The organism is Rahnella inusitata, assembly GCF_018288855.1.
GTDB lineage: Bacteria > Pseudomonadota > Gammaproteobacteria > Enterobacterales > Enterobacteriaceae > Rahnella > Rahnella inusitata.
The window spans coordinates 187,073-208,576 of sequence record NZ_CP065024.1; the positions used below are offsets into that span (position 1 = coordinate 187,073).

The 21,504-nt window shown below is 53.5% G+C and carries 18 protein-coding genes; 4 read left to right on the plus strand and 14 right to left on the minus strand.

What is annotated here, in order from left to right; translation table 11 throughout:
- Window positions 1-211 precede the first annotated feature (211 nt).
- From wecG to trxA, 12 genes are all read right to left on the minus strand, one after another.
- Window positions 212-955, minus strand: coding sequence for a lipopolysaccharide N-acetylmannosaminouronosyltransferase (wecG, locus tag I2123_RS00860; protein ID WP_213051591.1), 744 nt, complete (start codon window positions 953-955; stop codon window positions 212-214).
- Window positions 945-2,318, minus strand: a complete 1,374-nt coding sequence (gene wzyE, locus I2123_RS00865) for an ECA oligosaccharide polymerase (RefSeq protein WP_213051592.1) — start codon at window positions 2,316-2,318, stop codon at window positions 945-947. The genes wecG and wzyE overlap by 11 nt, the downstream gene beginning before the upstream one ends.
- On the minus strand, window positions 2,315-3,397 hold the full coding sequence (locus tag I2123_RS00870; protein ID WP_213051593.1) for a TDP-N-acetylfucosamine:lipid II N-acetylfucosaminyltransferase: 1,083 nt from the start codon (window positions 3,395-3,397) through the stop codon (window positions 2,315-2,317). Before I2123_RS00870 ends, wzyE begins: the two co-directional genes overlap by 4 nt.
- Window positions 3,394-4,644: a lipid III flippase WzxE gene (gene wzxE / locus I2123_RS00875; RefSeq protein ID WP_213051594.1), complete on the minus strand. Its 1,251-nt coding sequence runs from the start codon at window positions 4,642-4,644 to the stop codon at window positions 3,394-3,396. Before wzxE ends, I2123_RS00870 begins: the two co-directional genes overlap by 4 nt.
- Before the next feature lies 1 nt (window position 4,645).
- The gene (rffA, locus tag I2123_RS00880) at window positions 4,646-5,776 is read right to left on the minus strand and encodes a dTDP-4-amino-4,6-dideoxygalactose transaminase (RefSeq protein ID WP_213051595.1); all 1,131 of its coding nucleotides are present in this window, start codon (window positions 5,774-5,776) and stop codon (window positions 4,646-4,648) included.
- A gap of 4 nt (window positions 5,777-5,780) precedes the next feature.
- A complete protein-coding gene (rffC, locus tag I2123_RS00885; RefSeq protein WP_213051596.1) occupies window positions 5,781-6,485 on the minus strand; it encodes a dTDP-4-amino-4,6-dideoxy-D-galactose acyltransferase in 705 nt (234 codons plus the stop codon).
- A complete protein-coding gene (gene wecC / locus I2123_RS00890) occupies window positions 6,476-7,738 on the minus strand; it encodes a UDP-N-acetyl-D-mannosamine dehydrogenase (protein WP_112165493.1) in 1,263 nt (420 codons plus the stop codon). The genes rffC and wecC overlap by 10 nt, the downstream gene beginning before the upstream one ends.
- Window positions 7,735-8,865: a non-hydrolyzing UDP-N-acetylglucosamine 2-epimerase gene (gene wecB / locus I2123_RS00895; RefSeq protein ID WP_112165491.1), complete on the minus strand. Its 1,131-nt coding sequence runs from the start codon at window positions 8,863-8,865 to the stop codon at window positions 7,735-7,737. The genes wecC and wecB overlap by 4 nt, the downstream gene beginning before the upstream one ends.
- A complete protein-coding gene (wzzE, locus tag I2123_RS00900) occupies window positions 8,862-9,914 on the minus strand; it encodes an ECA polysaccharide chain length modulation protein (protein WP_112165489.1) in 1,053 nt (350 codons plus the stop codon). The genes wecB and wzzE overlap by 4 nt, the downstream gene beginning before the upstream one ends.
- Window positions 9,915-9,955: 41 nt before the next feature.
- Window positions 9,956-11,041 carry a UDP-N-acetylglucosamine--undecaprenyl-phosphate N-acetylglucosaminephosphotransferase gene (gene wecA / locus I2123_RS00905; protein WP_112165488.1) on the minus strand — a complete coding sequence of 362 codons (1,086 nt, stop codon included), beginning with the start codon at window positions 11,039-11,041 and terminating at the stop codon, window positions 9,956-9,958.
- Between the two features lie 298 nt (window positions 11,042-11,339).
- Window positions 11,340-12,599: a transcription termination factor Rho gene (gene rho, locus I2123_RS00910; RefSeq protein WP_056772325.1), complete on the minus strand. Its 1,260-nt coding sequence runs from the start codon at window positions 12,597-12,599 to the stop codon at window positions 11,340-11,342.
- A gap of 414 nt (window positions 12,600-13,013) precedes the next feature.
- Window positions 13,014-13,340, minus strand: coding sequence for a thioredoxin TrxA (gene trxA / locus I2123_RS00915; RefSeq protein WP_013577537.1), 327 nt, complete (start codon window positions 13,338-13,340; stop codon window positions 13,014-13,016).
- Between the two features lie 118 nt (window positions 13,341-13,458).
- Between trxA and rhlB the strand changes: the two genes are divergently transcribed.
- A complete protein-coding gene (gene rhlB / locus I2123_RS00920; RefSeq protein ID WP_112165487.1) occupies window positions 13,459-14,751 on the plus strand; it encodes an ATP-dependent RNA helicase RhlB in 1,293 nt (430 codons plus the stop codon).
- 6 nt (window positions 14,752-14,757) lie between these two features.
- Entirely contained in the window at window positions 14,758-16,251 is a 1,494-nt protein-coding gene (gene gppA / locus I2123_RS00925; RefSeq protein ID WP_112165484.1) for a guanosine-5'-triphosphate,3'-diphosphate diphosphatase, read from the plus strand.
- 66 nt (window positions 16,252-16,317) lie between these two features.
- On the opposite strand, the gene rep is transcribed toward gppA, so the two are convergent.
- The gene (rep, locus tag I2123_RS00930; protein WP_213051597.1) at window positions 16,318-18,342 is read right to left on the minus strand and encodes a DNA helicase Rep; all 2,025 of its coding nucleotides are present in this window, start codon (window positions 18,340-18,342) and stop codon (window positions 16,318-16,320) included.
- A gap of 176 nt (window positions 18,343-18,518) precedes the next feature.
- Between rep and ppiC the strand changes: the two genes are divergently transcribed.
- On the plus strand, window positions 18,519-18,800 hold the full coding sequence (gene ppiC, locus I2123_RS00935) for a peptidylprolyl isomerase PpiC (protein WP_112165480.1): 282 nt from the start codon (window positions 18,519-18,521) through the stop codon (window positions 18,798-18,800).
- A 136-nt stretch (window positions 18,801-18,936) separates the two neighbouring features.
- Here ppiC and ilvC read toward each other — a convergent pair whose 3' ends face one another.
- Entirely contained in the window at window positions 18,937-20,412 is a 1,476-nt protein-coding gene (gene ilvC, locus I2123_RS00940) for a ketol-acid reductoisomerase (RefSeq protein ID WP_213051598.1), read from the minus strand.
- A 186-nt stretch (window positions 20,413-20,598) separates the two neighbouring features.
- On the opposite strand from ilvC, the gene ilvY reads away from it, so the two are divergent.
- Complete coding sequence (ilvY, locus tag I2123_RS00945; protein WP_213051599.1) at window positions 20,599-21,480, plus strand: HTH-type transcriptional activator IlvY; 882 nt, start codon at window positions 20,599-20,601, stop codon at window positions 21,478-21,480.
- Window positions 21,481-21,504: the final 24 nt, after the last annotated feature.

Here is a 21,504-nt window from a genome sequence, read left to right on the forward strand (position 1 = left end):
TCCGGAATGACCGGAATGTTATTTTTATTGTGAGATCCCCCGCAGACCGCGGAAAAACGGCGTTATGGTTTCGTATTTTCAGATGAGTTGCAAACCACAATTGAGAAAGATACGCATTGATAGGCAAGACAGACTGCAAATTGCAGAGAGGAGAAGTGAGAAATGAGAGGTGACGCGCCGCCCTGAGGTTTATTCAGGACGGCGAAGATAATTACAGACTTCCCGTATAGTAATAGCGGACGAATTTGAGCAGCTTCAGCTGACGGCGCAGACGGCTCGGTTGCGAAATCAGGCGGTAAAGCCACTCCAGCCCCATCTTCTGCCAGATCTTCGGGGCGCGTTTCACATGGCCGGTAAACACGTCGTAGGTGCCGCCGATCCCCATATACAGCGCGTCCGGGTGAACGAGGCGGCAGTCGCGCATCAGGATTTCCTGCTTCGGCGAGCCCATCGCGACGGTCACGATCGCCGCGCCGCTGGCTTTCACCCGTTCAAATAACGCGTCGCGCTGATCCGGCGTGAAATACCCGCTCTGGCTGCCGGCGATATTGACGTTCCACTGCGCGCGCAACTTGTCTTCGGTTTGTTGCAGAATCTCCGGTTTACCGCCGATCAGAAACACCGGCGTACCTTCTGCGCCTGCGCGCTGCATCAGGCCTTCCCACAAATCGGCACCCGCAATGCGTGACACTTTCGCCTGGGGATATTTCTTGCGGATGGCACGCACAATGCTGATCCCGTCTGCGTATTTGTATTCTGCCTGGCCAATCAGCGTGCTGAGTTCCGGATTACTTTCGACGGTCAGTACTTTCTCAGCATTCATTGCCACCAGCGCACCGGTTTTCACCTGATGACCGGCAAACAAATAATCGAGAAAATGCGCCATATCGCGAAAGCCCCAGAGGCTTATCCCGCGTATGTCATAGTGTGGAATGTTATTTTTTTCAGAGTTCATTGGCTTTCCTGACAGCTACCGTCCCGATGGGGTTTTCATTGCGCGGCATTTTGGCACGGATCAGCCCCGCAGCGTCCAACATCCAGCACAACAATTTGGCTGCGATCAGACAGGCACCGAACACGACACAGAAAAACACCACCCGTGAGAAGAAGGAATCCACGCCTTCACGGGCCAGCACGATAATATTGAAGACTGCGCCGAAGCAGAAACTTTGCAGAATCGCCGCTTTATACTTATTTGCATCAGCTTTGCCTTTCTCATATAGCCAGTCAAACCACTTGATGATCATGCCCACAGCGACGGCACCGAGCGGAATAAACCACACGCCGCCCATCACCACCAGCGATCCAATCAGCGTTGGGGAAATCGCCAGACCTGAATGGTTATCGAGCACTTCCCAGGTGAAATAGTTGGCAGAGTTAAGCACCACGCTCGGACGGTCGTGCCACAGCCAGCCGGGGATAAAGACGTAGAAGTCACGCACGATGGGTGCGAGACCCTGGAAGCTGATTTTGTCGTAGTTCTGCAACAACAGGCCGAGGTTTTCCCAGGGCGAGAAGGTATCGCGCGTCAGATACAGGAAGGTATAAAACGCTTCCGGGCCGCTGACGTTCAGGCCATAGCGCTTCAGCGCCAGCCAGAACATCCCGACAATCCCCAGCACGCCTGCGGCCGCCAGCATCCACAACGAGATCCAGCCGCGCACAATGCCGATAAACAGAAACAACGCAAAAGCGATGATAATGTTGGCGCGTGTGCCGCCGACGATAACGTAAGTCAGGAAACCAAACGCAACGGTGCTGGCGAGGAAAAACAGCCAGCGGCGCACATCCGGCTTGAGGAAAAATACCACCAGCATGGCTGGGATGAAGAAATAGAAGAAGCGTTTGAGGGCCACGCCGGAAACGTCGCTGGAAAAAATCTGGCTGTAGGACTTCAGCTTAAACAACAAAAAACCGTTGTGCATAAAGAAGACAGAGACCGTTACCACAGCGATCAGCGCCAGCAGGATCCACGTCAGGTGCGTCTCCACCCGGTTCATGGTGAATATCGCCCGTGAAGGCCCGTCACGTTTGGCCTTCAGCCGCGTTTTGTAACTGACGTAGTAAATGCCGTAGAAACAGGTGGCGGCGAGCATGGCCTGCAACAGGTTTTCCACCGGTACCACTTTGACATCAAACTGGAAAACCAGCACACAGGTCAGTGGAAAACCGAAATAAAATGTCAGCAGGTACAGCAACGAAAACAGGACGTTGAAGTTGAAACGCACCCGCCGGAATTCTTTATAGGTCAGCGTCAGGATAAACAGCAGCGAGAGCGCGTAAACCAAAGACAGGCCACCTAACTGTGCCAGCGTCATGATGCCTCTCCCGCCGCCAGCAGCAGCGCCTGCTGCCAGCCGGTAACGTAATTCGGGTTAAAGAAAGCAATGTTCTGCCGGTTGGTATTGAGCAACTGGCGACGCGCCTCGGCCACGGTATTCGCATCCAGTGCGTCACCGTAAAACAGCACCGGCAGATGCTGTTCCGCCAGATCCTGCCAGAACGGATTCTGGCGGCTGACCACAAACGGCACGCCGAACTGGATCAGCAAACATTGGGTACCAATCGCCTGCTGCCGGTCAAAAATGAAATAGCCCAACGTGCAGCGGCGCAGCACGTTGAGATAATCCTCAAACGCCATTGCATCGGTCATCAGTTCAACATGGTCAGGAGTGAAAAGTTTCAACGCTTCCGCCCGCACCAGTTCGATATAGGTCTGATTATTGGCCGGATAGCCCATCGGAATAATCACGCGGATATCCGGGCCGAACTGCTGATGCAAGGATCGCAGGGCTTCAATGTGGCGATTGCTGCGATCGCCGGAATTTCCGACCAGCACGCTCATCGGCCCTTGTGGTTCCGGCAGATCTGCCGGCTGAGTCAGCGCGGGATCCATGCGTGTCGGGAAATAGAGTAAAGATGAGGGAACACGGGGGTGCCGTTGATGGAAATGAATCAAATCGCCGCGCGTGCCAAAAACGTGCCCGATACGTCCCTGTGCCAGACGGCGCAGCATATAAAACAGCCGAAATTTGAGGCTACCTGCCGATTCATACAAATCCGCGCCCCAGATATGCCAGCTCACCTGCTGCGATTTGATTTTGCCGGTCAGGATGGCCAGCCAGAGCGTCGGGTTAAATTGCCCGTGGAAGAAAAAGCGGTGCGTCCGCACCTGCGCGCGGGCGATGGCCGCCGCCGCCAGCGACTTTTTGTCAGGATAAACGCAAATATCCAGACGCGTGAACGCAGCAAACGCTGACGCGTCTTTCGCTGCCACCATAAAATGGCAAATCAGCTTTTCAGGCGCGCATTCGGCCAGCACGTCGTTAAAAAAGCGCAGTACGGTGACATTATGGTGGGGAATGTCAGATCCCAAAACGTGAATCAGCGTTGTCATGCTCGTCTACGATAAAGAAGAAATACGGTACAACACAGCGCGAAATAGACGATATACGTCGCCATATACGCCTGCGCAGCGCCCAGGGAACCGTGAATCGGGATCAGCCAGTGTGAGAATCCGGTCAGTAACGCGAACTGGCTGATTTCAGTCAGCACGTAAAAACGCAACGACGCACGGGCGATCACCAGATACCCAAAAACATACGAGCCGACTTTCAGTACATCACCTACCAGCTGCCAGGCGAACAAATCGCGCATCGCAATAAACTGTTTGGAAAACAGCAGCCAGATGGCGAAATCCCGCAGCAGCCATACCGTAAAACTGACGGCAGCGACGGCGGGAAGCACGAATTTCAGCGACTTGACGATCTCATGGGAAATCGCCTGCTTGTCTTTTAGTCGCGAAAGCGTCGGCAGTAAATACACACTGAAAGAGGCGGTGATAAATTGCAGGTACGCGTCGGAAATACTGCTGACGCCCTGCCAGATCCCCACCTCTTTCCAGCTGTAATGTTCTGCCAGCAGATTTCGCATCATCACATAGGCCACCGGAATGGTGACGGAGGTGATCACCGCCATCAGCGTAAATTTGCCCAGATGACTGGCGATAAAACGATCCCAGCCCGGCTTCAGATACGCCAGCGGAAAGGATCTGCGCCGCCACAGCATACCCGCTGCTGGGATAATCACCAGCGCAGGCACCAGCGCCAGACCAGCCAGTGCGCCTTCATAACCGCCAAGATTGAAACACAGCAGGTAGGCCAGCAACCCAATCAGGCTGCCACCGATGACCGCCAGCGCATTGCCCATCGCATCGCGATAGCCTTTCAGGATGGCCTGAAAATAGTTGGCGTAGGCGATGCCCATCTGAATAAAGGCCACGGCACGAACCACAGCCTGATAGCGATCGTGCCCAAATAGCCCGACGCTAACCGGCGCTGCCGCCAGCAGAAACACCGCCGCCAGCAGGGTAGAAAACCCTAAAATCAGCGATGATGACGTGCCAAGGACCGCTTTAAGCTGCTCAGGATTTTCGTGGTGTTCAGCGACATACTTGGTGACACCATTGAAAATTCCGGCACCGGACAATACGCCCAGCACCGTCACCAGCTGACGGAAATTCCCCGCCTGCCCGACACCTTCCGGCCCGAACGCCACGGCCAGCAGCTTGACCACCAGCAGCCCGGCCCCGATTTTGATAAGCGTTGAGCCAGCGGTCCAGACAGATGCTTTTGCCAGCGACATATCAGGCGAAGTATTGCAGCATGGCCGTAATCACCAGGCGCTGCGTGTCATCGGTCATGTTGTAGAACAGCGGCAGGCGCACCAGACGTTCGCTTTCCTGCGTGGTAAAGCGGTCAGTGCCGTCGAAACGGCCAAAGTTTTCACCCGCCGGGCAGGCGTGCAGCGGAATATAATGGAAGACGGTGAGAATATCCGCGGCTTTCATGTGGCGGATAAAGGCATCACGGTCTTCGATATCCTTCAGACGCACGTAGAACATGTGGGCGTTTTGCACGCAATCCTGCGGAATGCCCGGCAATTGGATGCGACCGGCGTCGGACAGATCCTGTAAGGCTTCGTAATACTCATTCCAGATGCACAGGCGGCGCTGGTTAATTTTCTCAGCGGCGTCCAGATTTCCCCACAGATATGCGGCCTGCAAATCCGACATCAGATAGCTTGAACCGATATCGCGCCAGGTATATTTATCCACCTGCCCCCGGAAGAACTGGCTGCGGTTGGTGCCTTTTTCACGAATGATTTCCGCGCGGTCGATGAGTTTTGCGTCGTTAATCAGCGTCGCGCCACCTTCGCCACCGGCAGTGTAGTTTTTGGTTTCGTGGAAACTGAAACAGCCGATATGGCCGATAGTGCCGAGCGCTTTGCCTTTGTAGGTGGACATCACACCCTGCGCGGCATCTTCCACCACAAACAGTCGATGCTTTTCGGCCAGCGCCATAATGGTGTCCATTTCACAGGCCACTCCGGCGTAATGCACGGGCACAATCACTTTGGTTTTGTCAGTGATGGCGGCTTCAATCAGGGTTTCGTCAATGTTCATCGTGTCCGGGCGGATATCGACAAACACGATTTTCGCGCCACGCAGCACAAACGCGTTGGCGGTGGAAACAAAGGTGAAGCTCGGCATGATAACTTCGTCGCCGGGCTGGATATCGAGCAGCAGCGCGGCCATTTCAAGAGAAGCCGTACAGGACGGCGTCAGCAACACTTTCGGGCAATGAAAACGTTGCTCAAACCATTGCTGGCAGCGCAGGGTAAAGCCGCCGTCACCGCATAATTTGCCGCTGCTCATCGCCTCACGCATGAAATCAATTTCAGTACCCACGATCGGAGGCGCATTAAAAGGGATCATTGTTTCACCTGTACAGCCAGTACGCCATGCGCGTGACTTTGCCACCGCTGGCGAGATAAAGGTTTAAGGCCGCGAGATTGCCGGTTTGGGTGGCGACGTGTAAACGCAACACTCCCTGTTCAGCACACCACTGTTTCGCAGCCGCCATTAATTTCCGGCCCGCTCCCCGTCCCTGACAATCAGGTTTGACGGCCAGCAGGCCAATTCTTGCCTCTTCGGGCGAGAGCCTTCGAAGCGTAACGAAACCCAGCCCATTGCCCTGTTCATCATCGACCCACAGGCAAAGATGGTCGAAGGTGCCGAGCACCGCTTTCTCCGCCCACATCGCGTAGAAACGCGCGCTGTCCTGCGGGTGGTACCACGGCGCACGAAAACGGCTTAGCCGGAATGCCTCTCGGGCGATATCCGCCACATCAGCAATTTCCTCCGGCACGGCCAGACGCCCGGCGGCAAGCGCGGCATCCTGCGGATTTATCGCCACACAGACGTCGGTTTCACCCTCTGCCAGCCGGAAACCCAGCGTCGAAAGGGCATCCAGCGTATCCATCCGATCGGCGTCCACTTTCGCCTGCACCAGCGCATACGGCGCAAAATCCAGTGGCGTCACTTCAGGCGCGGCGGCATCGAGCGTCAGTTTCGCGCTCTGCAACTGGAAGAATTCACTCTCCCAGCTGAGGGAGTCAACATTGCCGCGCAGGCTTATCGCCATACGCCCTTGGTATCCACAATCCACGACTGCTCAATCTGATCGGCGGGAATCGCTTTGAAGGAAGCATGATCGACCAACATCACCAGCAGATCGGCATTTTTCAGCGCATCATCGAGCGTATGCAACGTCACTTTTTCGGCCAGCGAATCTGGCAACTGGTGAACATTCGGTTCGACCGCCCAGGTTTCTCCTGCGTGCCAGTCTGCTATCAAATGCGTGACTTCAACGGCCGGGCTTTCGCGCAGGTCGTCGATGTTTTGTTTAAACGCCAGACCAAAGCAGGCGATTTTGACGTCAGCTGCACGTTTGCCTGTTGTGGTCAGGCAATCCGCCAGCGCTGCTTTCACGCGATCGACCACCCAGTGCGGCTTACTGTCGTTCACTTCCCGCGCGGTGCGGATAATGCGCGCCAGCTCCGGGTTTTGTGCGACGATAAACCAAGGATCGACGGCGATACAATGGCCGCCCACACCCGGTCCCGGCTGCAAAATATTGACGCGCGGATGGCGGTTTGCCAGACCGATCAGCTCCCACACATTGATACCCTGCGCATCGCAAATCAGCGAAAGCTCATTGGCGAACGCAATGTTTACATCACGGAAACTGTTTTCAGTCAGCTTGCACATTTCAGCGGTACGGGAGTTGGTGACGACACATTCGCCTTTAAGGAAAATGTTGTAAAGCTCGCTCGCACGCTGGGAACACAGCGCCGTCATGCCGCCGATGACGCGGTCATTTTTAATCAGCTCGACCATCACCTGCCCCGGCAAAACGCGCTCCGGGCAGTAGGCGATATTGATGTCTGCCTGCTCGCCCGCCTGTTGCGGGAAGGTCAAATCGGTACGCACTTCGGCCAGTAACGCGGCCATTCTCTCGGTCGCGCCAACGGGTGAAGTTGATTCCAGAATGATCAAATCGCCTTTTTTGAGCACTGGCGCCAGAGAAAGCGCGGCGGATTCGACGAATTTCATGTCGGGCAGATGATCGCCTTTGAAAGGCGTCGGTACGGCAATCAGGAAAGCGTCTGCGGGTTCCGGCGTGGTCACGGCGCGCAGGAATCCGTCTTCGACGGCCCGCTTCACCAGCAGATCGAGATCCGGTTCGACAATATGAATCGCCCCGCGGTTAATGGTGTCGACCGCATGCTGATTGATGTCCACGCCGACCACTTTTTTCTGGTGCGAAGCAAACGCGGCGGCGGTAGGAAGACCGATGTAACCCAGTCCGATAACAGAGATCGTATTAAAACTCATTGTGATACCCAATGATTTTTCAGTGCTTCAAGAATATGGTGACACGCATGGCCGTCACCGTAAGGATTGTGTGCGCGGCTCATGCTGTTGTATTCATTTTCATCCGTCAGCAGCCGGTTTACTTCTTCCACAATTCTGGCGGGATCCGTTCCGACCAGAATGACCGTTTTGGCATCGACGGCTTCCGGGCGCTCCGTGGTTTCACGCATCACCAGCACCGGTTTGCCCAGTGACGGTGCTTCTTCCTGCACGCCGCCGGAATCGGTAAGGATCAGATAGGCCTTATCCATCAGATAGACAAACGGCAGGTAATCCTGCGGATCGATAAGCACAATGTTGTCGATACCATGCAGGATTCGGTTCACCGGCTCACTGACGTTAGGATTGAGGTGAACCGGATAGACAATTTGAACATCAGGATGCTGGCGGGCGATATCGGCCAGCGCGGAGCAGATCCGCTCAAACCCGTCACCGAAACTCTCGCGGCGGTGGCCGGTAACCAGAATGAGTTTTTTGTCGGCATCAAGGAAGGGGTAACTCGCGGCGAGCTGTTGCGCCAATGAGGTATCTCCGCTGAAGCGATCCCTGACCCACAGTAAGGCATCAATCACCGTATTGCCGGTGACATAAATGCCCTTCCCAGGGATATTTTCTTTGAGTAAATTCGCGCGGGCATTTTCGGTCGGCGCAAAATGCCACGTTGCCAGATGCCCCGTCAGCAGACGGTTAGCTTCTTCCGGCCACGGCGAGGAAAGATCGCCGGTACGTAATCCGGCCTCAACGTGACCGACCGGGATCTGATGGTAAAACGCGGCCAGACTGGCTGAAAGCGTCGTCGTGGTATCGCCATGAACCAGCACGACGTCCGGTTTGAAATCATCCAGTACGGGTTTCAGCCCGGCCAGAATGCGGCAGGTTATTTCAGTCAGACCTTGCCCCGGCTTCATGATGTCGAGATCATAATCGGGTGTAATTTCAAACAGTCGAAGTACCTGATCAAGCATTTCACGGTGCTGTGCCGTGACACAAACTCTGGATTCAAATGCCGCATCCTGCGACAAAGCATGCACCAGCGGCGCCATTTTTATGGCCTCCGGACGGGTGCCGAAAATCGTCAACACTTTCACAATGTGTTTCTCTTATTTTTACGACGCGTCAGGGCAACGCCAGCCCCGATTAAACCACCGACAACACCCCACATGATCATTAAAAATACGCGGCGAGGGCTGTCACGTTTTACAGGCTCTTCAGGCGTTCTGAGATAACGGTAAGTCTGAAACTTTGCGGTCAGCGTCGGGCCGACATTCAGCGTAGAAAGCATCGCGCGATTCTGATCATACTCCAGATCGTACCCCGGACCGGAAGCTTGTAGCAGTTCGAGACGCGCTTTCAACATCGGGACGCCCAACAGGAACATGTCGGAGTCCGGCAACTCTTCGGCTGGCGTATCCGTCACACTCTTATTGATATTCTGCTGCTGAGCGATTTTAAGCGCCTGCTCCGTATTGTTCGCAGTACGTTTGAAAATGGCCTGCGCGACTTCTTCCTGACGCTTCACCTGCGCTTTCATCGACTGCGTACGCGCGGCCCATGCGCCCTGAAGTTCATCATAAAGATGCTGGGAGGCGCGGGCGCTGGCGAAATTAACGTACTGGCGCAGCAACTTATTGGCATCGACGGAGTTATCTGCCGTCAGTTTGACGATATCATTCGGGACTTTCAGGCCGTCACGCGCGGTGAACTGAATATCGTTAACCAGATCATCAAGCAACACGGCATTCGCCCGCGCATCGCCTTCCTGATGTTGCTTGTAATACGGCGATTGCAGCCAAAAATCGCGGCGGGTGTCATAGGCCGCCAGTTGCATCACAAATTCATTATAGGATTCATCAGAAATCGGCGGGCGGCTGGAGTCAGTCTGCGGCGCATTGCGCATATCCAGATTACGCAGAAACTGCGCCTGAGAGAAATAGGACGACAGGTTGTTCACCGTCGGACGATCGGTGATCGCGGTGGCACTCCATTCCTGCTTCATCAGATAGGACGAACCAAGCGCCACGAGAGCGAAGAGGATCCCCAGACCCGCAATCCACAACTTACCGTTCCATAAGGTGCAGCAAAGGCCACGGATATCGAGTTCATTTTCGATGGCGCGTTCATTCTGGTTACTTGTCATTTCTGATTTATCCACAGCCAGTAAGCCTCGGGTTATAAATATTAGTGAACGGTGGAGCGGCGCAAACGCCTTTTGACCCGCTTAATAAACCGTGCAACCCGCCAGGCGCGTTTAATACACACGCCATAAAGCAGGAACGCGAAGAAAAATAATACTAACATCAGCCATTCAGGCACCAGCGGCAGGTGCTCCCCAATGACGCCAATTGCTGCCAGCAGCGCCGCAGCGACGGTGATCAAAACAAATGCCTGACGGGAAGTAAAACCGGCGCGCATGATCAAATGATGAATATGCTGGCGGTCAGCCGAGAACGGACTCAGCCCTTTGCGCAGACGACGGTACATAATAGCAATCATATCCATCAGAGGGATGGCGATAAGCCAAAGTGCGGTGACCGGATTCATCGGATGCGATTCCCCCTGCGTACTTTGCAACAGGATCCAAATCACCGTGAAACCAATCAGCGTACTGCCGGCATCGCCCATGAAGACTTTATAGCGGCGGCCTAAGATGCCCAGATTGAGAAGAATATAGGGAAGTGTGGCCGCAATCATCGCGAAGCACCACAGTGCCAGATCCATATGGCCGCTGTCGTACATGATGATGCCCATAGCGCCGAAGCTGACACAAGAAAGCCCGCCGAGCAGGCCATCGATACCATCAACCATATTGAATGCGTTAATTGCAGCCCAGACGGCGAAAAGCGTGAAGAGATAGCCAAACGGCCCGAGCACCATTTCCCAGGGACCAATCAGGTGCCCAAGATTGCGCAATGTCAGATTGGCGAAGCTCATCATGGCGACGGCAACACCGGCTTGCACCAGCGCGCGAATTTTCACACTGATGTCATAGCGATCGTCCAGCGCCCCAACCAGCACCAGTAATCCTGCGCAGATGAGATAAAGGTGACCGTGGGGAATGTGGTAATCGGTGATGAAAAAGGTGTAGCAGATACCGGCGTAAACAGAGATGCCACCGACCAGCGGAACCAGACCCTGATGGCGTTTGCGGAAATTGGGTTTATCGACCAGACCAATTTTGGTCGCTACCTTTCTGGCAGCAAGTAGAAACAGGAATGAAAATAAGAAAACAATGACGAGTTCAGTACTCATAGTGAGTAGGTTCACAGTTAAGAGATCTCTGCAAAAATAAGGTGCGTGGGATTGAGCGCAAGAACATCATAAACCTCACAGCCTTATATCTATCCGGGGGTGACAGTTATGGTTTTGTCTCAGGCAATACCTTATCTGTTGCCCTTTCTTTATGTTATCAGGGAGTCCGTCGACAAAATAAAGAAAGGGCAATGGAAAAGCCATCAGCTATTATCCGAATAAACTGACTGTTTCTCCTAAGTCGCACAATGGTAGCGACCAAAAGCAAAAAACGCCACGGCTTAGCGTGGCGTTAGCTGACTTTTACACCAAATTACGAACGTTTCATCATATCGAAGAAGTCGTCATTGGTTTTGGTCATGGCAAGCTTGTTGATGAGGAATTCCATCGCATCAATCTCACCCATTGGATGGATGATTTTGCGCAGGATCCACATTTTTTGCAGCTCTTCAGACGTGGTCAACAGCTCTTCTTTACGCGTACCAGAACGGTTGTAGTCGATAGCAGGGAACACGCGCTTCTCAGCGATTTTACGCGCCAGATGCAGTTCCATGTTGCCGGTACCTTTAAATTCTTCATAGATAACTTCATCCATTTTAGAACCGGTATCGACCAGCGCGGTCGCGATGATGGTCAGGCTTCCGCCCTCTTCCACGTTACGTGCTGCACCGAAGAAACGTTTTGGACGGTGTAAGGCGTTCGCATCCACACCACCGGTCAGGACTTTACCTGAAGCAGGAACCACGGTGTTGTAAGCACGAGCCAGACGGGTGATGGAGTCGAGCAGGATGATGACGTCTTTCTTATGCTCAACCAGGCGTTTCGCTTTTTCGATAACCATTTCGGCTACCTGAACGTGGCGGGAAGCCGGTTCGTCAAAGGTGGATGCAATAACTTCGCCTTTCACCAGACGCTGCATCTCGGTCACTTCTTCCGGACGTTCATCAATGAGCAGAACCATCAGCACACAGTCTGGATGGTTGTACGCAATGCTGGTGGCAATGTTTTGCAGCAGCATGGTTTTACCGGCTTTCGGCGGCGCCACAATCAGACCACGTTGACCACGGCCAATTGGGGAAGCCAGATCCAGTACGCGCGCAGTCAAATCTTCGGTTGAACCGTTACCACGTTCCATGCGCAGACGAGAGTTTGCGTGCAGAGGGGTTAAGTTTTCAAACAGGATTTTGTTGCGGGCGTTTTCTGGTTTGTCGAAGTTAACTTCATTAACTTTCAACAGGGCAAAATAACGTTCACCTTCTTTAGGTGGGCGGATTTTACCGGAAATGGTGTCGCCAGTGCGAAGGTTGAAGCGGCGGATTTGGCTGGGAGATACGTAGATGTCGTCGGGGCCTGCGAGGTAGGAACTGTCTCCGGAGCGGAGGAAACCAAATCCATCCTGCAATATCTCCAGTACGCCATCACCGAAGATGTCTTCTCCGCTTTTAGCATGCTGCTTCAATATTGAAAAGATAATGTCTTGCTTGCGCATGCGGGCCTGGTTTTCCAGTCCCATATTTTCGCCGAGTGCAATCAGGTCAGAGACCGGCGTATTCTTTAATTCGGTAAGATTCATAATGGTGGGTTCTTAAACTCGGGGTATGTCTCGAACATCTGTCGTGAATGGGTATGGCAGGGTCATCCGTGCCTGTTTGTGTAGAACAACACTCAAATAACAGCTTAAAAATCCAGCCGATGGCAGTCGCCAGCGGGCGATTTTAGAGGGGCAAACTGATATTGAGGTGTCTTAAAGCCGATTTTTTCAAAACCGTTAGATGGTCAAGCACAGTGCCAGTTCAATATAATTTTTATTCAAAGAAACTATCAGGCAGATGTTTTTGACACAACAGAGTAAAACGTAAGAATCAAACTACAGGTAAGCTCTATTTGCAGTAAGCGTAAACTTAGCACGCTTCGTGACAGGCGTCTAGCGGACATTGTGAAAAACACGGCAGCCCGCTAAACACCTGGTCTGGGTCATCCCGACCGCTTACAGATTAGCTGTTAAGAACTCTTTCAGCTGACCTTTCGACAGTGCGCCAACTTTAGTTGCTGCGACTTCGCCGCCTTTAAATAACAGCAGGGTAGGAATACCACGGATGCCGTATTTAGGTGCAGTACCTGGGTTTTCATCAATGTTCAACTTCGCGATGGTCAGCTTGCCTTCGAACTCAGTGGCAATTTCATCGAGAATCGGAGCGATCATCTTGCAAGGACCACACCACTCTGCCCAGAAATCGACCAGCACCAGCCCTTCGGCTTTCAATACGTCGTTGTCGAAACTGTCATCGGTCAGGTGAATAATTTTATCGCTCATGTTCTACTCCAAAGGATTATCTTTACCTTGTTGATGTAGCATTAACCAACATTAGGTTGACTTTATTTCACCGGATACGCTTTCGTAAAGCAATAGTTAGCTGATATTCTACCACACTATGAGCAAAACACACTTGACCGAAAAGAAGTTTTCCGACTTCGCCCTGCACCCGCTTGCAGTAGAAGCCCTTGAAAAGAAAGGGTTCCATTACTGCACACCTATCCAGGCATTAGCTTTGCCAATCACGCTCGCTGGGCGTGATGTTGCAGGTCAGGCGCAAACCGGTACCGGCAAGACGCTGGCTTTTCTAGCGTCTACTTTCCATTATCTGCTTTCTCACCCTGCTGCGGAAGGTCGTAAGACCAACCAACCGCGTGCCTTGATCATGGCACCGACGCGTGAACTGGCTGTGCAGATCCACTCTGATGCCGAAGCATTATCCGAGTCTACCGGGCTGAAATTAGGTCTGGCATACGGCGGCGACGGCTACGACAAACAGCTTAAAGTACTGGAAAGCGGCGTGGATATCCTCATCGGAACCACTGGCCGTTTAATCGATTATGCAAAACAGAACCACATCGACCTGGGCGCGATTCAGGTGGTGGTACTGGATGAAGCAGACCGCATGTTCGATCTGGGCTTCATAAAAGATATCCGCTGGATCTTCCGCCGGATGCCGCCAGCAACACAACGTCTGAACATGCTCTTCTCCGCTACTCTTTCCTGGCGTGTGAAAGAGCTGGCGTTCGAAAACATGAATAATGCCGAGTCGATTGAGATCGAACCGGAACAAAAAACCGGTCACCGTATTCAGGAAGAGCTGTTCTACCCTTCTAATGAAGAAAAGATGCGCCTGTTACAGACGCTGATTGAAGAAGAATGGCCAGACCGCTGCATCATTTTCGCTAACACCAAGCACCGCTGTGAAGACGTCTGGGGCCATCTGGCTGCTGACGGACATCGCGTGGGTCTGCTGACCGGTGACGTCCCTCAGAAAAAGCGCCTGCGCGTTCTGGAAGACTTCACCAAAGGCACGCTGGATATTCTGGTGGCGACTGACGTAGCCGCACGTGGTCTGCACATTCCTGCAGTAACACACGTTTTCAACTATGACTTACCTGACGATTGTGAAGACTACGTTCACCGTATTGGCCGTACCGGCCGTGCTGGCCTGAGCGGTCACTCCATCAGCCTGGCGTGTGAAGAATACGCGCTGAACCTGACGGCAATCGAAACCTATACCGGCCACAGCATTCCGGTCAGCAAATACAGCAGCGAAGCACTGTTAACCGATTTGCCTGCTCCGAAACGTCTGGCGCGTGCACGTACCGGTAACGGTCCACGCCGTAACAGCAATTCGTCTTCGCGTCGCAGCAGCGCACCGCGTAGCAACCGTAAACGTCCGGGCTGATAACCTATGCTAAGCTCCACCTCACTCTACGCAGCAATCGATCTGGGCTCTAACAGCTTTCATATGCTGGTTGTTCGTGAGGTGGCAGGCAGTATCCAGACCCTCGCCAGAATAAAGCGCAAAGTGCGTCTGGCCGCAGGTTTGGATAAGCAAAACCTGCTTTCTCAGGAAGCGATGCAGCGCGGCTGGCAATGTCTGAAATTGTTCTCTGAACGATTGCAGGATATCCCGCGCGAACAAATCCGCGTGGTGGCGACTGCCACCTTACGACTCGCAAGCAACGCCGAGGAGTTTCTCGGTAAAGCGCAGGACATTCTCGGTTGCCCGATACAGGTCATCGCCGGGGAAGAAGAAGCCCGTCTGATTTATCACGGTGTCGCCCATACCACGGGTGGTCCGGATAAGCGTCTGGTGGTCGATATTGGCGGCGGCAGCACCGAGTTAGTGACCGGCGTTGGTGCGCAGGCGACCACGCTGTTCAGTTTGCCGATGGGCTGCGTCACGTGGCTTGAGCGTTATTTTAGCGATCGCAATCTGGCGAAGGAAAACTTCGATCAGGCCGAACAGGCCGCGATCGACATGATCCTGCCCGTTGCGCCGGATCTTATCGCTAACGGCTGGCAGATTTGCGTCGGCGCATCCGGTACGGTGCAGGCTTTGCAGGAAATCATGGTGGCGCAAGGCATGGACGAGCGCATCACGTTGCCGAAACTTCAGCAGCTCAAACAGCGCGCGATTCAGTGCGGCAAACTGGAAGAGCTGGAAATTGAAGGTCTGACGCTGGAACGTGCGCTGGTTTTTCCAAGCGGACTGTCGATTCTCATCGCCATCTTCAAAACCCTGAATATCGAAACCATGACACTGGCTGGCGGAGCACTGCGCGAAGGTCTGGTGTACGGGATGCTGCATCTGCCGATCGAACAGGATATCCGTCAGCGCACATTGCGTAATTTGCAACGTCGCTATCTGCTGGATAACGAACAGGCGCAACGCGTGGCACAGCTGGCCGAGAACTTCTCGATACAGGTGTCACAGGAATGGAAGCTGGATGCCCGTGCCCGTGAGTTGCTTAACAGCGCCTGTCTGATCCACGAAATCGGTTTGAGTGTCGATTTCAAAAAAGCCCCGCAACACGCGGCATACCTGATCCGTCATCTGGATTTACCGGGTTTCACGCCGGCACAGAAAAAACTGCTGGCGACGCTGTTGCAGAATCAAAACGGCACGCTCGATTTACCTTTGCTCAATGAGCAAAATGCTCTGCCGCCGCGTCTGGCGCAGCGCCTTTGCCGCATTCTGCGACTGGCGATCATCTTCGCCAGCCGTCGTCGTGACGACACATTGCCTGCAGTGCGTTTACGTGCGAATGATGATGAACTGAGTGTGATTGTGCCGCAGGGCTGGCTGGAACAGCATCCGCTGCGCGCCGAAGAGTTAGAGCAGGAAAGCCACTGGCAAAGTTATGTCCACTGGCCTTTGTTTGTCGAAGAGCAACGCTGATTTCCTGATAAATCAGTAGATTATTGAGGCAGGGTTGATCCCCTGCCTTTTTTACATCTTAATCTTTCAGTTTCCGCCTTTGGCTTTTGCCAGCTGTTCGCGGATTTTCTCCAGATGGCTCTGCCCTTTCACCATCCTCTCCTGCGCACTCACCACCTTACGTTCGCTTTCCCATGCCAGATCATCTTGCGGTAACTCCATCAGGAAACGGCTCGGCTCGGGGCGGATCAGCTCGCCGTACTGGCGACGTTCGCGGCACAGCGTGAAAGTCAGCTCTTTCTGCGCACGGGTAATGCCCACGTACGCAAGACGCCTCTCTTCATCCACATTGTCTTCATCAATGCTGCTCTGATGCGGCAACAACCCTTCCTCCATGCCCACCAGATAAACATACGGGAACTCCAGCCCCTTGGAGGCATGCAGCGTCATCAGCTGAACCTGATCCAGCTCTTCATCATTTTCCCCGCGCTCCATCATGTCGCGCAGCGTAAAGCGTGTCACCACCTGAGTGAGCGTCATCGGCTCATCGAGATCGGTGCCTTCGAGCATTTCGGTCATCCAGCTGAAGAGCTGGTTGACGTTTTTCATGCGCATTTCTGCTGCTTTCGGGCTCGGTGACGTTTCGAACAGCCAGCTTTCGTAATCGACGCCGTGAATCAAATCCCGCACGGCGGCTACCGGCTCGCGTTCGGCCAAATCGGAAATCGTGCCCATCCAGTGGGTAAAGCGCTGTAAGGATTCAAGCCCGCGCCCGGTCAGCGACTGGCTCAGCCCCATGTCGAAGCTGGCTTTAAACAGGCCTTTGTTGCGCTGATTCGCCCACTCGCCGAGCTTCTGCAAGGTCGCCGCACCAATTTCGCGGCGTGGCGTGTTGACGATGCGCAGGAATGCGCTGTCGTCGTCAGGATTGGTCAGAACGCGCAGATAGGCCAGCAAGTCTTTAATCTCAGGGCGAGAAAAGAACGATGTGCCGCCGGAAATTCGGTACGGGATGCGGTTTTGCATCAGCATTTTTTCAAACAGGCGCGACTGATGATTACCGCGGTACAAAATAGCGTAATCACCATACTGAGTTTTGTTGATGAAGTGATGGGCAATCAGCTCGCCGACCACGCGCTCGGCTTCATGATCTTCATTGTTGGCCGTCACCACTTTCAGCGCTTCGCCGTACGCCAGCTCAGAAAACAGACGCTTCTCGAAAACGTGCGGGTTATTGGCGATCAGAATGTTAGCGGCTTTCAGAATACGCTGCGTCGAACGGTAGTTTTGCTCAAGCTTAACGACCTGTAATTGCGGGAAATCTTCTTTCAGTAGCACCAGATTCTGGGGGCGCGCACCACGCCAGGAGTAGATCGACTGATCGTCGTCGCCGACCACGGTAAAACGCGCACGGTTGCCGACCAGCAGTTTCACCATCATGTACTGGCTGGTATTGGTGTCCTGGTATTCATCCACCAGCAGATAGCGCAGCCTGTTCTGCCAGCGTTCGCGCACTTCTTCGTTTTTCTGCAACAGCAGCGTCGGCAACAGGATCAAGTCATCAAAATCGAGAATATTGCAGGCGCGCATGTGGTCATGATAAAGGCTGTAACAGTGTGCGAAGATCTGATCACGTTCGGATCGTGCAAGGCCAGCAGCATGGGAGGGATCTACCAGATCGTTTTTCCAGTTTGAGATCGTCGAAACCAACTGCTGCAGCAACGTTTTATCGTTCTCCAGCCACTTTTCGCTCAGCTCTTTAAGCAGCGCCAGCTGGTCCTGATCGTCGAACAGGGAGAAGTTAGATTTCATGCCCAGCGCAGCGAATTCGCGCTTAATGATTTCAAGACCCAGCGTATGGAACGTGGCAATCAGCAAACCACGCGCTTCTTTGCGCCCGAGGGTTTGCCCGATACGCTCTTTCATTTCGCGCGCGGCTTTATTGGTAAAGGTGACGGCCGCAATATGGCGGGCCTGATAGCCACATTCGCGGATCAGGTGCGCGATTTTATTGGTAATTACCCTGGTTTTACCGGAGCCAGCACCCGCCAGAACCAGGCAGGGTCCGGTGACGAATTCGACGGCGTGTTGTTGGCTGGGGTTTAATCGCATGGCGTATTTTTGCTCACCTGATAGACAAGGACGGCGATTGTAGCAGAAACGTCGCCTGAGATTGACAGGCTTTACCGCGCAATTTGTTGCTTGTGGAATGCAGGCCGAAGTCCACATGTGCGGTTGCAAATGTTACATTACGCCTTTGGAACATATCTCGAGAAAGGGTCTTAATCATGGCAAAAACCGCAGCAGCAATGCATATCCTTGTTAAGGAAGAAGAACAGGCGAATGAAATTCTGGCCCAGTTGAAAAACGGCGGCGATTTCGAAAAGCTGGCAAAAAAACACTCTACCTGCCCGTCAGGTAAAAAAGGCGGCCATCTGGGCGAATTCAAGCAAGGTGCCATGGTGCCTGCTTTCGATAAAGTGGTGTTTTCCGCGCCGCTGATCGAGCCACAAGGCCCGCTGCACACTCAGTTTGGTTACCACATCATCAAGATTTTATACCGCAACTGAGTTTCCGTTTCGGCGCAGTCGCAGTAAAAAGAAAGGGCACCGCATTTTCATGCAGTGCCCTTTTTTTGCATCTGGAGACCCGAATAATTCGATCTACAGGAAACCAACGCATCTGTAGTTCGAACGATGAAGGATATCAGCTGGCTACAGCGATACGTTTCATATCAGTCATATAGCCACGCAGGGTGCGACCAATGGACTCGATCGGGTGGTTGCGGATAGCTTCGTTAACGTCACGCAACTGCGCGTTATCAACCTGAGTCTCAGCAACGGATTTACCCAAATCACCCGCCTGCAGGGTGGTCATGAATTCTTTCAACAACGGTACTGCTGCGTTAGCAAACAGGTAGTTACCATATTCTGCGGTATCAGAGATAACCACGTTCATTTCGTACAGACGCTTACGCGCAACGGTGTTGGCGATAAGCGGCAGTTCGTGCAGTGATTCGTAGTAAGCAGATTCTCCAATGATACCGGACGCCACCATGGTTTCGAAGGCCAGCTCAACGCCCGCTTTCACCATCGCAATCATCACAACACCGTGGTCGAAGTATTCCTGCTCGGAAATTTTACCGTCGAACTGTGGTGCGTTTTCGAACGCGGTAGCGCCCGTTTCTTCACGCCAGGTCAGCAGGTTTTTGTCGTCGTTCGCCCAGTCAGCCATCATGCCGCTGGAGAATTCACCCGAAATGATATCGTCCATATGTTTCTGGAACAGCGGTGCCATGATGCCTTTCAACTGCTCGGACAGCGCATAAGCACGCAGTTTCGCCGGGTTAGACAGTCTGTCCATCATCAGCGTAATGCCGCCTTGTTTCAGCGCTTCGGTGATGGTTTCCCAGCCGAACTGCAGCAGTTTTTCTGCGTAGGCTTCATCAACGCCGTCAGCGACCAGTTTGTCAAAGCACAGCAGAGAACCGGCCTGCAACATACCGCACAGAATAGTCTGCTCGCCCATCAGGTCAGATTTTACTTCAGCAACGAAGGAAGATTGCAGAACGCCCGCACGATGGCCGCCGGTAGCCGCAGCCCAGGCTTTAGCAATCGCCATGCCTTCGCCTTTAGGATCGTTTTCCGGGTGAACGGCGATAAGCGTTGGAACACCGAAACCACGTTTGTATTCTTCACGGACTTCAGTACCCGGACATTTCGGAGCCACCATCACTACGGTGATGTCTTTACGGATCTGCTCGCCTACCTCAACGATGTTGAAGCCATGAGAGTAGCCCAGTGTCGCGCCGTCTTTCATCAGTGGCTGAACTGCTTTAACCACTGCGCTGTGCTGTTTGTCTGGGGTCAGGTTAACGACCAGATCCGCCTGCGGGATCAGTTCTTCGTAGGTGCCGACTTTAAAGCCATTTTCTGTCGCTTTACGCCATGAAGCACGCTTCTCAGCAATCGCTTCTGCACGCAGGGTGTAGGACACATCCAGGCCAGAATCACGCATGTTCAGACCCTGGTTCAAACCTTGTGCGCCACAGCCCACAATCACCACTTTTTTACCTTTGAGGTAGCTGGCTTCGTCTGCGAATTCATCGCGACCCATGAAGCGGCATTTGCCCAGTTGTGCCAGCTGCTGACGCAGGTTCAGTGTGTTGAAATAGTTAGCCATGTCTTGCTCCGTTCTTTCGAGGTAAGTGCTGTTATTTTTTGTTTCACCCGTGAACCGGTGAACGCCGTGAATTCACTATATGTCATGCGACACATTGCTTAAATTGATATATTACGAAGATGACGTTGCAAAATCTGCAATACTCTTGTTTTGTCATCTGTGAAACCAAAGAGCCGGGTAATCTTTATGGACTTACGTGATCTGAAACTGTTTTTGCATCTGGCGGAAAGCCGCCATTTTGGCCGTTCATCGAAGGCGATGCATGTCAGCCCGTCAACGCTGTCGCGCCAGATCCAACGGCTGGAGGAAGAACTTGGCCAGCCGCTTTTTCAGCGTGATAACCGCACAGTGCAACTGACCAGTGCAGGCGAACAACTCAAAAACTTTGCCCAGCAGACGCTGCTGCATTACCAGCAGCTGCGCAGCGGGCTGGATCAGCATGGTCCGACGCTGAGCGGCGAACTGCGTTTGTTCTGCTCGGTAACCGCCGCGTACAGCCATCTGCCGCCCATCCTCGACCGCTTCCGCGCGCAACATCCGCTGGTAGAAATCAAACTGACCACCGGTGATGCCGCCGATGCGGTTGAGAAAGTGCAATCCACCGAAGCGGATTTAGGCATCGCCGGGCATCCTGAAACGCTACCGGGCAGCGTCGATTTCACAAAAATCGGTGAAATTCCGATGATCCTGATTTCGCCCTCCCTGCCCTGCGCGGTTCGGACGCAGGTCAGTGAACCACAGCCCGACTGGTCGCAAATTCCGTTCATTCTTCCGGAACACGGCCCGGCACGAAAACGCATCGACATCTGGTTCAAACGCAACCGTCTGAGCAATCCGCTGATTTATGCCACTGTCTCCGGCCACGAAGCGATTGTTTCGATGGTGGCGCTCGGTTGCGGCATCGCGCTTATCCCGTCAGTCGTCGTCGATAACAGTCCGGAATCCATCCGCAACCGCATTACGATTCTGGATAACGTCACGGTCGGCGCACCGCTGGAGCTGGGCGTCTGCGTGCAGAAAAAACGCCTGAACGAACCGCTGATCGACGCGTTCTGGCAACTGTTATAACCCGCGTTCACGACAAAATGATGG

What these genes read in the sequence shown, in the direction of transcription:
- I2123_RS00870 (WP_213051593.1), bottom strand. Translation starts at nt 3,397, where the DNA reads ATGACAACGCTGATTCACGTTTTGGGATCTGACATTCCCCACCATAAT.
- wecG (WP_213051591.1), bottom strand. Translation starts at nt 955, where the DNA reads ATGAACTCTGAAAAAAATAACATTCCACACTATGACATACGCGGGATA.
- ilvY (WP_213051599.1), top strand. Translation starts at nt 20,599, where the DNA reads ATGGACTTACGTGATCTGAAACTGTTTTTGCATCTGGCGGAAAGCCGC.
- rep (WP_213051597.1), bottom strand. Translation starts at nt 18,342, where the DNA reads ATGCGATTAAACCCCAGCCAACAACACGCCGTCGAATTCGTCACCGGA.
- ppiC (WP_112165480.1), top strand. Translation starts at nt 18,519, where the DNA reads ATGGCAAAAACCGCAGCAGCAATGCATATCCTTGTTAAGGAAGAAGAA.
- wzxE (WP_213051594.1), bottom strand. Translation starts at nt 4,644, where the DNA reads ATGTCGCTGGCAAAAGCATCTGTCTGGACCGCTGGCTCAACGCTTATC.
- wecC (WP_112165493.1), bottom strand. Translation starts at nt 7,738, where the DNA reads ATGAGTTTTAATACGATCTCTGTTATCGGACTGGGTTACATCGGTCTT.
- rffA (WP_213051595.1), bottom strand. Translation starts at nt 5,776, where the DNA reads ATGATCCCTTTTAATGCGCCTCCGATCGTGGGTACTGAAATTGATTTC.
- trxA (WP_013577537.1), bottom strand. Translation starts at nt 13,340, where the DNA reads ATGAGCGATAAAATTATTCACCTGACCGATGACAGTTTCGACAACGAC.
- rffC (WP_213051596.1), bottom strand. Translation starts at nt 6,485, where the DNA reads ATGGCGATAAGCCTGCGCGGCAATGTTGACTCCCTCAGCTGGGAGAGT.
- ilvC (WP_213051598.1), bottom strand. Translation starts at nt 20,412, where the DNA reads ATGGCTAACTATTTCAACACACTGAACCTGCGTCAGCAGCTGGCACAA.
- wzzE (WP_112165489.1), bottom strand. Translation starts at nt 9,914, where the DNA reads ATGACAAGTAACCAGAATGAACGCGCCATCGAAAATGAACTCGATATC.
- rho (WP_056772325.1), bottom strand. Translation starts at nt 12,599, where the DNA reads ATGAATCTTACCGAATTAAAGAATACGCCGGTCTCTGACCTGATTGCA.
- rhlB (WP_112165487.1), top strand. Translation starts at nt 13,459, where the DNA reads ATGAGCAAAACACACTTGACCGAAAAGAAGTTTTCCGACTTCGCCCTG.
- gppA (WP_112165484.1), top strand. Translation starts at nt 14,758, where the DNA reads ATGCTAAGCTCCACCTCACTCTACGCAGCAATCGATCTGGGCTCTAAC.
- wzyE (WP_213051592.1), bottom strand. Translation starts at nt 2,318, where the DNA reads ATGACGCTGGCACAGTTAGGTGGCCTGTCTTTGGTTTACGCGCTCTCG.